The sequence below is a fragment of the Actinomycetota bacterium genome (genome assembly GCA_035759705.1).
In the GTDB taxonomy this organism is placed as follows: Bacteria; Actinomycetota; CADDZG01; order JAHWKV01; family JAHWKV01; genus JAJCYE01.
Map to the genome: position 1 here is coordinate 1 of DASTUJ010000221.1, position 15,220 is coordinate 15,220.

A 15,220-nucleotide genomic window follows, 5' to 3' on the forward strand; every position below is an offset into this window, starting at 1 on the left:
GCTCGGACTTTTGGGAGTCGCCGACCTGCTCGTTGTGCCGACGATGACCAACGGGGACGGATCGGAGCCCACGGCCCCGACGCTGGTGGTCGTTCTTACCGTCGTGCTGGGCCTGGCCAGCATCGCCGCCGCCGTCGGACTCGTCAAGGGAGCGACCTGGGCTCGCCCGACCGGCTTGGTGACCAGGGTGCTGGACGCGCTGGCAACCATCCCGGCCCTCTTCGTGGGACTTCCCACCGTAGAGCTGGTGGGCGGCCTGGTGGTCGCCGTTCTGTCGATTGTCTGTGCCTACATGCTGTTCAAACTGGCCCCGGCGAGGCCGGCAGCTACGGCGTAGTCCAGACGCAGAAAGGCAGGCCTTCGAGGCTGCCCTTCTGTTGCCTACCGGTCGAAAGCTTCCGCTATCAGCTCGTAGGAGCGCATCCGGGCCTGGTGGTCGTGGGTGATGGTCACGACCATCACCTCGTCCGCCCCGTACTCGGCCGCCACATCCCGCAACCCCATGACGACCCTCTTCGGTGACCCGACCAGCAGCCTCCGGGGCGGCTCGCGCCGCTTCGAAGGCTCCTCGGCGGCCAGGAACTCCAGGGCCTCTTCCACACTGGGCACCTCGTTCGACGCTCCCCTTCGAATCTGAACCCAGAGCGCCCGGTAGCTGGACGCCAACGCTTCCGCCTCTTCGTCGGTAGCGGCGCAGATGGCGGATACGGCGACGCAGACCCGGGACATCTCCAACCGGGAAGACGGCACGAACCTCTCCCGGTAGAGCTCGGCGACAAAGCCACCCTCGGGGTTGATGAAGTCGGCGAAGGCGTAGGGCAGACCGAGCTCGCCGGCCCACAGGCCGCTCTGGTGGGACGAGCCGAGCAGCCACAACTCCGGCAGCTCCGGCCATCCGGGAAGCGGGATCTTGTCGAAAGGGTGGGGCTCGGCAAAGCCGTAGAGATAGGCCATCAGCTCGCCGAGCTGCTCTGGGAAGTCGTCCGGCGCGGCGCGGGTTCGATCCCGTTGGAGCGCCAGCGTCGTCAGGGGGTTGGTTCCGGAAGCCCTTCCGATCGCCAGGTCGATCCGTCCGGGGTTCAAGCCGCTCAGGATGCTGAACGTCTCCGCGACCTTGAGGGGGCTGTAGTGCGGAAGCATCACTCCCCCGCTTCCGACTCTGATGCGTTCGGTCCGGGCGGCGATCGTAGCAATCAGGACCTCGGGCGAGGCCCCGGCCAGGGTCAGGGTCCCGTGGTGCTCCGCCACCCAGTAGCGGTGGTAACCGAGACCTTCGGCCAGTTCGGCCAGTTCGATGGTGTTGGCCAGAGCCTGGCTGCCGGTGAACCCGGAGGGAATCGGCGATTGGTCCAGCACGCTCAGTTTCGGCAAACTCATCGTCCATCCTAGGCCGGGCCCAAAAGAAAGGCGGCCCCCTGAGGGACCGCCCTTTTCACCACTTGGTTGCGAGGATAGGATTTGAACCTATGACCTTCGGGTTATGAGCCCGACGAGCTACCAGACTGCTCCACCTCGCCCAACAAGGTTAACACAAGGTCGGGCGAGGGCCTGTCGGGCTTACGGGTTCTGGGCCCTCTGAAGGGCATCCTTCGCCCTCTGCAGCTCCGTGCCGTACCTTGCCCAGTCGCCGTTGCGAGCGGCGGTTTCGGCGGCGTTCAGTGCATCGGACGCCTGCTGCAGCAGCTCATCCCGGCTCCCGGTCGCCGGCGAAGGTGCGGGCGGCGGCGGTCCCGGGGCGGGCGGCGGGGCAGGCGGAGCATCCGGGTCCACGGGCAGGTCCGGGGCCGGGGTCACCGTCGGTCTTCCTTCCAGCAGAGCCGCCAGAGCCTCGTCCAGGGTCGGCGCCATCTTCACGTCGTCGCCGGTGGCGAGGATCACGTACTTCAGCTCCGGGATGGCGTTGTTGCTGGCCTGGAGGAACAAAGGTTGCGAGTACATGATCGACTTGCCCACCGGGATCACCAGCAGGTTGCCCAAAATCACGTCCGAGCCGCTCTGCTCGAGCAGCGTGATGGTCCGGGAGATCTCCTCGTTGGCGTTGATCCGGGAGTGGATCTGCCCGACACCACCGGTCTGGACACCGGTCGGGAACCGGAAGTCCACGAGCTGGCCGTACTCCTCCTGGTCGGACTTGGCCGCCAGCAGCGAAACCATGTTCGGGCGGTTGCGCGGGTTCATCGGGAGGATCATCACGTACTCCTCCTTGTCGGTGTCCGGCAGGCGCATCAGCACGTAGTACGGCTCGAGCTCCTGCGTGTTGGCGGCCGCGGCGCCGGTCCCCCGCATCGGGTTGGCGGGGATGACCCACTCGTCCTCCCGCTGGTAGAAGTCCGTGGGGTCGGTCATGTGGTACCGCTGGTAGACGCTCGCCTGGATCCGGAACATGTCCTCGGGGTACCGCACGTGGGCCAGAAGGTCGGCCGGCATCTCTTCTTTGTCGACCAACAAGTCCGGGAACGCCTTGCTCCACGCCTGGATGAGCGGGTCCTCCTCGTCCCAGCGATACAACTTCATCGTGCCGTCGTAGGCGTCCATGGTGACCTTCACGGAGTTGCGGACGTAATTCTCGTTCCCCAGAATGCTCGGGTCGCCCTCGTTCACGCCGCCTCGGATCCTGGTGTGTTGGCTCAGGTCGACGCTCTGCGCGTAGGGGTACATGTTCGACACCGTGTAGGCGTCCATGACCCACATGATCTTCCCCTCGGAAACCACAGCGTAGGGGTCTCCATCCAGCTCGAGGAACGGGGCTGCCTTGTGGACGCGCTCCCTGATGTCCCGGTTGAAGATGACCCGCGAGTCGGCGTCGAGGAGGCCGCTGATGGCCAGGTTGACGTCCCGGAACCGCCAGGCGAACGCCAGGCGGCGGAACAGGTGCTCCAGGCGAACGCCGGCCTCGCCGTCGTAGACAGTGGTCTCGTTGCCCTCCGGGGCGGTGTAGTCCAGCTCCCGCTGCTCGGTGTTGATCACCGAGTAGGTGCCGGGGCCCTCTCCGAAGTAGATCCCGGGTTGGTCGAGCTTCAACTCCTCCGGCTGCGCCACCGGGGGGATGTCCTGCAGCACCAGCTGGGGCGCCCCTTCGCCGGTGCTTTCGTTCGTCGGGCTGGCCACCGCGCCGAAGCCGTGGGTGTACACCAGGTGGTCGTTCAGCCAGGAGCGGTTCTGCAGGCTGGTGACGTCCAGCTCCCGCAGCGCCAGCATCAGCTGCCTGCGATCCGGGCCGAGGTTGTAGCGGTCGACGTCGACGTCCTGGAACTTGTAGTAGGTCCGGATCTCCTGCAGCTGCCGGAAAGCGCTCATCAGGGTCTGAGGGTCCCACAGGCGGACGTTGTTCAGAGTCGTCTGGTTCTCCGCGACACTCTGGGCGCTGATCCCCGGCTCGATGGGGAACTCCTGGACCTTCATCGACTCCAGGCCGAATGCCGTCCGGGTTGCCTTGATATTTCGGTCGATAAACGTCCGCTCCTTCTGCAGCTCCGCCGGCTCGACCTGGAACCGCTGGATCACAAACGGGAACAGACCGGCGGCCAGCACCGACGTCAGCAGCCAGAGGCCGACTCCGATCGTCGGTAAGGTCCACCCGCGGAACCGGATGTTCACGAGGAAGAGGATGGCGCTGATGATCGAGATGGCGACGAGAAGCTTGAGCGCCGGCAGCTCCGCGTTGACGTCGGTGTAGGAGGCCCCTCCGACGGTGCCGCGCTCCGAGTAGACGAGCTCGAACTGGTTGAGGCGGTAACCCCACGCCCGGAGCAGCGCGGCCAGCCCGATCAGTACCGAGAGGTGGACCTTGACCTGGGCGCTGACCCGGTCGATGGCCGCCTGCGGACGGATGGCGCCGGTCAGGTAGTAGGCCGAGGTGACCAGCAGGGTGATGACGACGAGCGCCGAGAACAGCCAGGCGTAGATCAGCTGGTACATCGGCAGCCGGAACATGAAAAAGCCGATGTCCTTGTTGAAGATCGGGTCGACCGCGTCGAACGGGACCGCGTTCATCGCCAGGACGAACCGATCCCAGGCAGGCGCCAGCCGGAGGGCGAAGAGCAGCCCGAGGAAGGCGCTGATGCCGATGGGGATCCATTTGGAGAACGGGATGAAGGCTTCCCGGAACCGCTCGAACGGATCTTCCTGGTCTCCGCTGGGTATGCGGTAGGCCGGCGCGGCACGCCCGACCACGAGCAGGTTCACCAGGCACAAAACGAAGAAGACGAGGCCGAAGGCGCCCACGAGGGTCGCCCTGGAGGAGAGCACCTTCCAGAAGACCTGCTGGTAGCCGACCTCCTTGAACCACAACAGGTCGGTGTAGAGCCCTACCGCAGTGGAGATGGAGATTATGAGAAGGAAGAAGACGACCAGAAAACCGACACGGACCCGCCGGGAGTTGTTTGATGCGGGCATTCTGATCACCATTGCGCTTCCACTTTAGCCCCTAAGTGCAAAACGGCCTGAAGGTGGGCGGACCGGTCAGGAACCGCCGAGTGTGCAGGTGCATCCGCCGTGGGCCGGAGGGGCCAGGTGGCCGCTCGGAAACGGAGCCTTGAGCGCCACCGCGCCGGCATCGGCGTTGCGCCGGCAGATGTCGTTGGGGCAGTCCTGTTCGTCGGCCGAAAACACCCAGGTCTTCGTGGCGCCGGACTTGGAGCCCCAGGCGTCGACCAGGCCCTGGTGGTAAGCGGCGTAAGCGATCCCCTCCCCCAGCAGCTGGGTGCGAACGCCCTTCCATACCCGGAACACGTCGTTGGCCCGCTCCGATAGCGAAGAGGCGGAGTCCTGCGCCTCGAGCCCTGCCTGTATGGCCTTTGTGATCTCGCTTCGCAGCGGGTTCAGGACCTGGCGGGTGACGAGTTTGGTGACTGCTGCCGACGGGTCGGCGTCGCCCTTCGACCCGGCGATCCTCCGCCCTTCGGTGAACGCACGGCCGAGCGCCTCGCTCAGCCCGGAGACGAAACGACCAAGCTGCTCGTTGTGCGGCGCCAGGTTGTCTTCGATATCCCCCTTGCCCCGCTGGGTCCTCAGGCGATCGAGCAGTTCGTTGTGCTCCTCCTGGAGGAGCCGTTTCAGGCGGCGCGCGGTCTGGGCCGGAAGGTCGCCCAATGCCTCGCTCCGGCGGGACAGCTCTTCGGCGGCGGCGGCCGGTGCCGCAGCCGGTTCCTGATCCTCCTTCGGTTGAGCCGTGTGCCGCTCCTCCTCCTCACGCTTGCGACGGATCTCGGCAAGCAGCTCGTCCAGGCTCGACCCGGCTTCACCCTGCGCCTTGGGCGCTTCCGGTGCGGCCTCCTTCGGCTGGGCAGCAGGCACCGCCTTCAAGGTCCTCTCCGACCCGGCCGCCTTCGCCTTGCCGGCGCGTTCCTTCTCAGCCTGGCTCGCACGGTCGGCCTCGGCACGGGCGGCCTTCTCTGCCGCCTTTTCTGCCGCCGCCTTTTCCGCTTCGGCCTTTTCGGCAGCGGCTCGTTCGGCTTCGGCCTTCCGGGCCTTCTGGGCGGCCTCTTCGTTCTCTCGTGCTCTGGCCGCAGCCGCTTCCTCTGATTTGAGGCGCTCCGCCTCGGCCGACTTCAGCCGCTCCGCCTCCCGGGCGGCCTGCACCCGGTCGGACTCCTGGGCGGCGGCAACCGCGGCATGCAGGTCGGCCGCCTGCTGGGCCTTCCGGGCGGCAACCTCGGCCGCGGCACGCTCCCGTGCCTGGCTCTCCGCCCTGGCCCTCTGCTCGGCCTCCGCTTGAACCGCTTTCAACTCTTCCTCACGCCGGCTGGCCTCACTGCGGTGGGCCGTCTGCCGGGCCTGCAGCTCCCTGGCCGCCTCCATCTCCCGCTGCCGCTGCGCCTGGGGGTCGACCGGCCTGCGTTCGGCCGGAGGTTGGGGGGCTTTCCGTTCGGCGGCATCCGGCTGAGGGCGAAAACGAGAGGCGGGCTTGGACCCGGGAAGCTCGACGGGAACCCTGAGACGGGAGATGGTCTCCTCGAGCCGCCTGCGGATGTCCTCCAGCTGCGAGGCAACCATGCTGCGGGAGTCCCGAATCCCGGCAAAGTCCTCCTCGGCGGCCCGGCGGGCGGCATCGAACTCGGCGAGTGAGCGCTCGACCCGCATCCGGGTGTCGGCCATCAGCTCGGCCGACTCCTTCACGGCCTGTTCGTGGATCTGCTCGGCGGCTTCCTCGGCGGCCAAAAGGATTCGTTCGGTCTCCTGGCCCACCATGTGGAACATCGACGCCCGGTCCGGGGCCGCGGCCGCTTCCGGCGTCTCCGGCGGCGGCGCGGGTTCCGGAACGGGCCTGGCTCGTTCCTCGGCCAGCTGGGCGTTCGCTTCGGCGAGCTGTGACTTGGCGTTCGCCAGCTCGGAGTTGGTGTGGGACAGGTCGGAGGTTGCCTTGGTCAGCTGCTTCCGGAGAATCTTGATCTCCTGAGCTACCTCCTCGCGGAAAGCCTCGACCTCGTCCCGCGCATATCCCCGGATCTGGACCAGGAACTGGCGATTTTCTATCTCTTCGGGATCCATGTGCTTTCCATCAGGCTCGAGATGGGGCGGGAGGGGGTCCCGGAAAGCCTAACGGTTGGGTTCGGCGGTTTAAAGCACTGCCGGCAGCTCTCAGACCAGGGGGACTAGTCCGTGCACGAGGCCGTAGAGCTCGTCGATGATTGCCTCCAGCTCACCGGGAAGCAGAGGCCGGAGGGGATCCAGCACGGGCCCTATCAGGCCCGGAGGGGTGGGCGACGGCGTTCCACCGGAGCCGGGCTGCGGAGCCGGGGCGGGTGCGGGAGCGGGGGCCGGTTGCCCGGTCACCCTGGGCGTCGCCGAGGCGGCCGGCCGGGGGGCCGCAGGGGCCGGCGGCGGCGCGGGAACCAGCCGGTCGGCCGTGGTGGTTCCGGCCGGGAACAGCACCGCCGTGAGCTCCGCCTGAAGGCCGGTCGACAGGCCGTCCCCGTCGACGTCGAAGTTCTGCGCAACCAGGCCCCAGGTCGCGCCGAGCACCTTCAGGGCCAGCGCCTGCTCGAATCCTTTTGCCAGCTCCTCCGGAGCGCCCTTCTTCCATTCCCGCGCAAAGGCCAGACCCATCAGCTGGTCGGACCGGGTTGCGGTGGTGAACCTGGCCAGCGACTCAGGGGTGATGCCTGCACCGGCCAACCTCGCACTGAGCGACGAGCCGTCACTGGCGGCCAGCTGCGGCTCGGCCCCCCGGAGCAGGTTGCCGAGCTTGCCGTCGACGTCCAGAGCGTGCGCCAGCTGCCCGGCATCCATTGCGTCGTCGCGGGAGAACTGCAGCGGCCGGGCCTGGTCCAGCTTCCCGTCTTCGGTGACAGTAAGCTGCCACAGCTGGGGTAGCGGCACATCCTGGTCGCCGCTGCTCACCGTAAGGTCCTCCACCTCGTAGGCGGCCACCCTCCCGGGGCTGGATTGGTCGACGCGCACCGCGCCGCTCTTGAACGCAAGCCCCAACTCGTCCAGGTCCAGCTCGACCGGCCTGGACGAGGAGACCAGCAGCGTGGCGCCGGTCAGCTCGACGGCACCGGCCCCCTTCAGCAGCGCCGACCCCCCGGCCAGCTCGAAGTTCGTGTTCTCCCCCAACCGGAAGGTGGCGCTGCCGGACTCCTCCACCGTTAGCTCGTCGCCCGCCAGGAGATCCTCGTCGGCTACCGCCTTCCTGCTCGACCCATCCCGGGTCAGCTCGACCGAGCCCTGGATGCTGCCCAGCGCACCGATCGTTTCTGCAGCGTCCGAGGGTTGCGAGCACGCCGAGCCAAGGGCGGCTGCCAGGAGCAGCACACCCAGCACGGGGAGCCGACTCCTACTTGCGCGCAAAGACTTCTCTCACAGTTCCCTTGGGAAATTCCTCGGCCGGAAAGACCAATGTGAAGCAGGACCCCTTTTCCGGCTCGCTTTCGACCTCCAGGCGGCCGCCGTGCCCTTCGGCGATGCGGCGAACGTACGCCAGGCCGAGGCCCAGCCCGCCGTAGGCCCGGGTCTCCGAGCCGTCGGCCTGCACGAAGTTCTGGCCGATCTTGGACAACTGCTGGCGGTCGATGCCGATTCCCTCGTCCTTCACCGAGATGCGCACGTAGCCCTTGCCGTTGCCGTTCTGGCTGTGCTCGGCCGTCAGCTGGACCTTGCCGCCGTTCGGGCTGAACTTGACTGCGTTGTCCACCAGCTCACTGATGGCCAGCGGGACCAGCCGGCGATCGACCTCGACGTTTGGAATGCTGGAGAACCCGGATCTTTCGAACTGGTGGTTGGGAGCATTCTGCGCCCACTTTTCGACCAGCTCGGCCGTCACCTGGTCGAAGTCGACCGCCACCTTGTTGGGCTCGAGCCGGCCGGCCTCCATGGCGGAGAAGTCGACCAGCATCTCGACGATGCGCTCGAGACGCTCCGCCGAGGCAAGGATCCCCTCCAGGAAGGTCACCTGCTGCTCCCGTGGCACCTCACGGCGCCGGAGCAGGTCGGAATAACCCTTGATAGGCGTGATCGGCGTCCGCAGCTCGTGCGAGATGTTGGCCAGGAACTCGGTCTTCATCTTCTCGATCTCGACCTCCCGGGTGAGGTCACGCAGCACGGCCACCGCACCCAGCACCTCCCCCGCCTCGTCGGCGATGGGGGCGGAGGTCACCACCACGGGGCGGTTGGCGTTGCTCGAAAGGTTGGCGACGGTTCCGCTAACCGACCCGGTCTGCAGGTCGTAGATGGCCGGAGAAACCGGCTTGCCGGCGGAGTCGCGCAGTTGCAGGACCTTCTTGACGTTGCGGCCGATGACCTGGGACTGGTTGACCTCCAGGATGCGCTCCGCCTCGCGGTTGAACGCCACGATCACCCCGTGGTTGTTGACCGCCAGGACTCCGTCGGTCATGGACTGAAGAATCGTCTCCAGGCGGCGCCTGAGCTGCACCTGCTCGTCTGCGGTGTCCCGCAGGTCGCGGGTGAGCTGGGCGAGCGAGACGGTCATCTGGTCGAATGTCTCCCCCAGCACGCCGACCTCGTCGTAGGTTTTGGGCGAGACCCGGGCGGTCAGGTCGCCCTCCCGCACCCGGTCGGCCGCCTCGGTAAGGTCCCGGATGGGCTGGGTTATGCGGGCGCCGAACAGCAGCGAGAGACCGACCCCCATGGCGGAGGCCCACAGGGCGATGAAGAACAGCGGCCCGGCAAGGTTCTGCTGCTCCAGCCCGATCACGCCGGACGGGGTGCTGAAGACCAGCGCGGCGATGACCTCGTCCCCGCGCACCAGCGGCACGTAGGAGTTGAACCTTTCGTCGTTCCCGACCTCGGAGAGGACCGAGATGCGCCGGCCGTTCTCGAACAGGGTCTCGATGTTTCCCCTGTCGGACGGGATGATGCCGTCGGTGGTCCTGGTCGTGCTGGCGAGGACCTCAGAGCGGGTGATCAGGTAGACCTCACCCTCCGACCGCTGCTCCTGCAGGTACTCCAGGTCGATCAGCCGGCCGGAGACCAGGACGCCGATCTTCTGGGAGTTTTCGGGGTTGAACACCGGCGCCGCTCCGATTGCGGCAATCTTTCCCGGCCCGAGTGTGTCGACGGACTGGCCCGCCTCGTCCCGGGCGAGGGCCCCCTGGACGACCTCGGTGCCCACCAGGTTCAGGGCGTCGGCCACCGCCAGGGTGTCCCGTCCGCCCGGGCCGGCGGCGGAAACGGCCAGCAGCGCCCCCTGCGGGTCGAGGGCGGCCATGAAGTCGGACCGGTCGAAAGCCTGACCCGGGCCCTGGAGCCGTTCGAGCACCTGCTTCAACGCTGCGGGCCTGGTTGCGAACACCTGGCGGACGCTCTCACTCCGGGAAACCTGCTGCGCCTGGCTGTTGGACTCGTCCAGGACGCCTTCGAAGATCCTCTGCTGCACCTCGCCCTCTCGCTGGGCCCGGTTGAGGAGCTCGCGGGTGAAGTTGTTGGTGAACACCTGGGTCATGGAGCCGGAGATTGCCACTACGACCACCAGCATCAGGCCGATGAACACCGCCACAACGCGGGCCTGGATGGAGGTCCGGACCACCTGACCAAGCCATGCAAGTACGGCCAGGCCGCCGGCAAGCCGCAGGGCGTGGACCAGGAACCAGAGGCCGCCGGGGTCGTCGGTGCTGAGCCCGTCGACCAGTGCGAAGAACACCTCCGACGCCGCAAACAGCGCCAGTGCGACGATCAGCCGGCGCACGGCAGGGACTACAGGAGGACGGGTGGAGATCGGCGAGCCGGCGCCGGGCAGTCCCGGGGACGGAACCTTGTCGACCACCGCCTCGGCCGGCCTGGGCTTGCCCAGAGCCAGGGGCCGGATGCCCGCAACCAGCATCACGTACGAGGACAACCGGAACGCCAGGGCGACGAGGTTTTGTTCGGACGCCGCGATCAGGGAACCGTGGAGCAGCTCCCCCAGAGCCAGCAGGAGCCAGCCGAAACCGAATAGAAAACGACGCGCCGTACCCTCCGGCACGTATCTGGGCCGGTAGATGGTGACCCATGTTCCCCCAAGCGCCGCAACCGTTACGAGGAAGGTGGCGGCGAAATGGAATGGAGCCGGCAGTAGATCCATCGCGTCAATTTACGCTTTGATAGAGGAAGCGCGGACATACATCGGCACGTTTCTAAAATTCTTAAGCACTTTTTTGAGCAATTTTTGTCGGAGGCAGTTTTTTCAGCTCCGCAATCGCCTCCTTGAGCGAAGAAACGCCTATAACCTCCATGTCCGACCCGGCCACCTTCTCGGCCTCCGCCAGCTCGGCCTTGGGCACCAGGAACACCTCGGCGCCGATCCGGCCGGCTCCCTTGACCTTCAGGTCGACCGACCCTACGGCCCCCACGGTCCCGGTGCGCTTGTCCGAGTTCTCGATGGTTCCGGTGCCGGCGATGGTCCGGCCGCCAGTGATGTCGTCGGGGACCAGACGGTCGTAGATCGACAGGGCGTAGATCAGCCCGGCCGACGGCCCGCCGATATCCCGGCTGGAGATCGACACGTCGATGGGCGCCTTGCGGTACTGCACCAGCTCGGCCCCCAGGCCGGCGCCTTTCGAGCCGGCGGGAGGCTCGGAGGTCTTTACGGAGAACGATTTGTTGTCCTCACCCCGCAGCACCTCGAGGCGGACCGAGTCTCCGGGCGTGAGTCGTTCGAGCTCCACCGTCAGGTCCTCGACCAGCACCACCGGCTCGCCTTCGATCCCAACGATCACATCGCCGGCGACCAACCGGCGGGAGGCCGGTGAGCTTTCGGCTATCTCGCTCACGAACACCCCCTCCGCCTTGTACGGCATGCCGAGCTCGTTCAGGGCCGCCACCGCCGCCTCCAGCTCGCTCTGGGTCATCTGGGCGGCCTGGATCGACTCGGTGTGGGCGTGCGACTCGTCGGACGGGTAGATCGCCTCCCTGGGGAACACGACCTTGTCGGGGTTGAAGATCGCCTTGAGCAGGTCTGCGCCGGTGGCGCCCCCGGGAGAACGGACCTGGGCGGTGGTGAGGTGGATCGAACCCGCTGAGGGGTAGGTGACCGCGTCGATGTCGGTTCGGCGGGCCACGTCCGGGGCCGGACCGGGTTCCAGGATCAGCAGCGGCAGCTTAACGAAGGTCCCCAAGACGGCGACTATCCCGATGAACGAGAACAGCACGGTGAACCGGGTCGCCCTGATCCACCACATCTGCCGCCGGAACCCGGCGTCGGGCTTCAACGGGTGCACGGACCGGTGTCCACGGCGGCGTTGACGGCACTGGCCTGGTCCACCCGCACCGCAACCTCGGCGGAGGTCAGCGCGTAGGCGATCTTCGGGTTCACCAGCGAGGAGGCGAATACCACACCGGAGACCTGTCCCTCGGCGTTCACGAACGGACCGCCGGAGTTCCCGGGGTGGACCTCGGCATCGATCTGGTAGACGTTTCGGGAGACCAGGTCCCGGCTGTAGATGTCCCTACCGACGGCATCCTCGAAGAGATCACGGACCGCTCCCGGCGTCACCGTGAAGGGCCCACCGCCGGGAAAGCCCAGCGCAGCGCCCTGCTGTCCCCGGGGCGCCTCCCCGCGCTGGAGGGCCAGGGGCCGGCCGGCCAGACCGCTGGTCCTGAGAACCGCCAGGTCCAGCTTCGGGTCGAACAGGACCACGGTGGTTCGGTGGGTGCCGGCGGAGTCGATGACCGAGGGGCGGTCCACTCCGGCTACGACGTGAGCGTTGGTCACCACCAGCCCGGGCGCCGCGACGAACCCCGACCCGGAGGTCTGCCGGCCGCAGCCCAACGTCGATATCTTCAGCACGCTGGGGCGGGCGCTCGCCACGATGCTGTCCAGGTTCGGGATGCCGGTGACCGGCACCTCGGGCGCCGGCGACGGCTCCAGCTCGGCGAAGACCGGCGGAAAGCCGGAGGGAAGAAGGCTTCTCTGGATGCTGGAGAAAACCGAGGGGGCCGGGGGCAGGTTCTCGGTCAGCCCCCTCATGACCCGGGACTCCTGGAAGTCGGCGGTAATGGGCAGGCCGACCTGGGCGAGCATGCCCCCGATCAGCCAGGTGCTGGCGAGAGTGACGATCACCGCCACCCCCAGCCCGCCGACCGAGTTCACGACGCCCAGGGGCGACGCCTTGGGCACCGCCCAGGTCGCCTTGGCGCCGATGAACTTGCCCACGGTTCCGACGAGCGACGCGGTGCCGAACAGCGTGAGGATCACGACGGCGACACGCAGGGCCGGGTTGTCGACGAAGTCCCCGGCGATCGGGCCGAGCTTCGCTCCCAGGAGCAGGCCGAGGATGAACCCGGCGTAGGAGAAGACCTGCACCGCGGCACCCTGGATGAACCCGTGGATCGCCGAGACGACGACCAGGAACAGGACGAGGAGGTCGACCCAGTTCAGCTCAGTCATGTGGTGCGGAGCGCGGTGACAAAGGCAGGCTCTTCATCGGGTTGGTTTGCCGGTCAGGGTCTCGTCGACGCAAAGAGGTCTTTCAACAGGTGCATGGTCTCGAGGCATTTGCCGGCGCCGAACACCACACATTCCAGGGGTCGGTCGGTCAGGTGAACGGGCACGTCGCACTCCTCGGCAATCCTCATGTCCAGCCCCCTCAGCATGCCACTTCCGCCGGTCAGCGCGATCCCGCGGTCCATGATGTCCTGGCCCAGTTCGGGGGGGGTCTCGGCGAGCGCCGACACCACGGCCTCGACTATCGCGTGGACGGGCTCGGAGATCGCCTCCCGGATCTCCTCGGAGGAGATCTGAATGGTCTTGGGCATCCCGGTCGCCAGGTCGCGCCCCTTGACTTCGGCCTTCTCCTCGACGGCCAGCGGAAAGGCCGACCCGATGGCAATCTTGATCTGCTCCGCGGTCCGTTCGCCGACCACTATGGCGTACTCCTTGCGGATGTGGCGGGCGATGGCGTCGTCGATGTCGAAGCCGCCGACCCGGATGGACTTGTTGACCACCACACCGCCCATAGCCAGTACCCCGACCTCGCTCGTGCCGCCCCCGATGTCGACGATGAAGTTGCCGGTCGGCTCCTGGATGGGCAGGCCGGCGCCTATTGCTGCGGCTACCGGTTCCTCGATCAGGTAGGCGGAGCGGGCCCCGGCGGCAATCGCCGCGTCCTGAACCGCTCGCCTTTCCACCCCCGTGATTGCCGAGGGGATTGCAATAAGCACGCGGGTGCGGGCCATCTTACGAACACCGACCTTCTGCATCAGAAGGCGGATGTAGCGCTCGGTGATGTCGAAGTCGCTGATCGCTCCCCTACGAAGGGGGCGTTCGGCCACGATGTAGCCGGGGGTACGGCCGATCATGTGCCAGGCTTCCTGACCGACGGCCAGGACCTGGTTGTTCTCCCGATTCAGAGCGATCACCGTGGGTTCGTTCAGCACGATGCCCTGGCCGCTCGCGTAAATCAGGGTGTTGGCGGTGCCCAGATCTATCGCCAGGTCGCGGCCCATGAAAGTTGCTCCAGTCAGCTAGCTTTGCGGTCCTTATCTTCGTCCGCTTCGGGAGCAAGAGCCTTGATGGCGCGTTGGAACGAATCGACCGATTTTGCGGGGTCGTTGGGGGTCTTCATCCTCATGGAGAGGTACCAGATCAGTGCGGTGGCCATTACTACGGCAAAGATGAGATAGGCCAATGGTTCCTCCGGAAAAGTCTTTGGGCCAGCGCTTGAGTAAGGCATAAGGGTAACCGAAGGGCTGCAGATTCAAAGCATCTTTGTTCCGATTGGACACAAAAAAAGGAGCACCGGATGAACCGGCGCTCCATGAAGCTGCGAAGATTTTTGACTAGTTGCGCAGTGCCAGTGCCAGAACGTATGCAAGGCCCAAAACGCAAAGAATGATCCAAAATACCGGGTTGACGAGGTCCACCGGAATTCCCCCTCTCTGGTGTCCAAACTGCTTGCTGCTGCTTACCGCTGTGAACTTGTTCAGCTGAAGTGTACAGGTTTGCCGATTTGGAACAACAAACATATTACCCCTCACCCCCACGGCTCACACGGCCTCGTTTCAAAGGGGTGACAAACTAGTTGGATGGACGGCATCGACAACTCCGAGCTGACCCGCAGGCTGCTCGAGATCCCCCTGTTCCGGGAGATCAACAACGCGCTTCGAGGACAGGCCGGCCCGGTCGACTGGAAGATCGCCGGCGAGATATCCGGCGCAGTCTCCTCCTCCGGCCTGCGGTCCGGCAAACCGTCGTCCGCCGACCTGGACGAGTTCAACCAGGCCTGCCGGATCGCCGAGCTGGCCGTCGTGGGCCACACCGGCTTCGGACCGGTGCAGGGAGTCACCGACGTCAGGCTGCTCTGGCGCAGCCAGTGGGCCCAGGTCAACCTCGACGCCCTCAAACCGCTCATCGAACGCCTTGCCGTGAAGCTGTCCGGCAACGCAGCCGCCGGGGCCGGGTTCGGTCCCGCCGGTCCCCTGATCGGCGCAGTCACCCCGTTCCTCATGGGTTCCCAGATCGGGCTGGTCTTCGGCTACATGTCGCACAAGGCCCTGGGAATGTGGGACGTGTGCCTTCCCCGCACCCGCCCCGGCCGGCTCTACTTCAACTTCCCGAACATCCTGGACACCGAGAGGGACCTTCAGGTCAAGCCACAGGAGTTCCGCATGTGGCTGGCGCTGCACGAGGTCTCGCACGAGCTGCACTTTCAGTCCGTCGCCTGGATGCGGCCGTACCTTCTGGGCCTGATCGAGCAGTACATGAACGCTGCGGAGATCGACTCGTCCCAGCTGGCCTCTAAGTTTGGCAACCTCAGCGACCCCCAGGAGCTGAGCACGGTCCTCC

11 protein-coding genes and 1 tRNA gene are annotated in these 15,220 nt (G+C 66.5%); 2 read left to right on the forward strand and 10 right to left on the reverse strand.

The genetic code is table 11. The annotated features are described in order from the left end of the window. The coding region (locus VFV09_15460) for a hypothetical protein (GenBank protein HEU4869108.1) at positions 1–337 on the forward strand (337 nt) is incomplete at its 5' end. Between the two features lie 44 nt (positions 338–381). On the opposite strand, the gene VFV09_15465 is transcribed toward VFV09_15460, so the two are convergent. The 10 genes from VFV09_15465 to VFV09_15510 form a co-directional block, all read right to left on the reverse strand. Further along, the gene (locus tag VFV09_15465) at positions 382–1,377 is read right to left on the reverse strand and encodes an LLM class flavin-dependent oxidoreductase (protein HEU4869109.1); all 996 of its coding nucleotides are present in this window, start codon (positions 1,375–1,377) and stop codon (positions 382–384) included. 63 nt (positions 1,378–1,440) lie between these two features. After that, a tRNA-Met gene (locus VFV09_15470) sits at positions 1,441–1,517 on the reverse strand. 40 nt (positions 1,518–1,557) lie between these two features. Further along, positions 1,558–4,395 carry a UPF0182 family protein gene (locus VFV09_15475; GenBank protein ID HEU4869110.1) on the reverse strand — a complete coding sequence of 946 codons (2,838 nt, stop codon included), beginning with the start codon at positions 4,393–4,395 and terminating at the stop codon, positions 1,558–1,560. Between the two features lie 66 nt (positions 4,396–4,461). Further along, complete coding sequence (locus tag VFV09_15480) at positions 4,462–6,489, reverse strand: DivIVA domain-containing protein (GenBank protein HEU4869111.1); 2,028 nt, start codon at positions 6,487–6,489, stop codon at positions 4,462–4,464. Between the two features lie 90 nt (positions 6,490–6,579). Then, positions 6,580–7,764, reverse strand: coding sequence for a hypothetical protein (locus VFV09_15485; GenBank protein HEU4869112.1), 1,185 nt, complete (start codon positions 7,762–7,764; stop codon positions 6,580–6,582). A gap of 13 nt (positions 7,765–7,777) precedes the next feature. After that, positions 7,778–10,519: an ATP-binding protein gene (locus tag VFV09_15490; protein HEU4869113.1), complete on the reverse strand. Its 2,742-nt coding sequence runs from the start codon at positions 10,517–10,519 to the stop codon at positions 7,778–7,780. Between the two features lie 61 nt (positions 10,520–10,580). Continuing rightward, the gene (locus VFV09_15495) at positions 10,581–11,654 is read right to left on the reverse strand and encodes a PDZ domain-containing protein (GenBank protein HEU4869114.1); all 1,074 of its coding nucleotides are present in this window, start codon (positions 11,652–11,654) and stop codon (positions 10,581–10,583) included. After that, positions 11,642–12,823 carry a MarP family serine protease gene (locus tag VFV09_15500; GenBank protein HEU4869115.1) on the reverse strand — a complete coding sequence of 394 codons (1,182 nt, stop codon included), beginning with the start codon at positions 12,821–12,823 and terminating at the stop codon, positions 11,642–11,644. Before VFV09_15500 ends, VFV09_15495 begins: the two co-directional genes overlap by 13 nt. Before the next feature lie 53 nt (positions 12,824–12,876). Then, a complete protein-coding gene (locus tag VFV09_15505) occupies positions 12,877–13,881 on the reverse strand; it encodes a rod shape-determining protein (GenBank protein HEU4869116.1) in 1,005 nt (334 codons plus the stop codon). A gap of 14 nt (positions 13,882–13,895) precedes the next feature. After that, positions 13,896–14,063, reverse strand: a complete 168-nt coding sequence (locus VFV09_15510; GenBank protein HEU4869117.1) for a hypothetical protein — start codon at positions 14,061–14,063, stop codon at positions 13,896–13,898. A gap of 397 nt (positions 14,064–14,460) precedes the next feature. Between VFV09_15510 and VFV09_15515 the strand changes: the two genes are divergently transcribed. Beyond that, positions 14,461–15,220: zinc-dependent metalloprotease (locus VFV09_15515; GenBank protein HEU4869118.1), on the forward strand; the 760-nt coding region annotated here is incomplete at its 3' end.

Bases quoted from the DNA above. Each gene is read 5' to 3' on its own strand.
- VFV09_15465 (HEU4869109.1), bottom strand. From the start codon at position 1,377: ATGAGTTTGCCGAAACTGAGCGTGCTGGACCAATCGCCGATTCCCTCC.
- VFV09_15475 (HEU4869110.1), bottom strand. From the start codon at position 4,395: ATGCCCGCATCAAACAACTCCCGGCGGGTCCGTGTCGGTTTTCTGGTC.
- VFV09_15480 (HEU4869111.1), bottom strand. From the start codon at position 6,489: ATGGATCCCGAAGAGATAGAAAATCGCCAGTTCCTGGTCCAGATCCGG.
- VFV09_15490 (HEU4869113.1), bottom strand. From the start codon at position 10,519: ATGGATCTACTGCCGGCTCCATTCCATTTCGCCGCCACCTTCCTCGTA.
- VFV09_15500 (HEU4869115.1), bottom strand. From the start codon at position 12,823: ATGACTGAGCTGAACTGGGTCGACCTCCTCGTCCTGTTCCTGGTCGTC.
- VFV09_15505 (HEU4869116.1), bottom strand. From the start codon at position 13,881: ATGGGCCGCGACCTGGCGATAGATCTGGGCACCGCCAACACCCTGATT.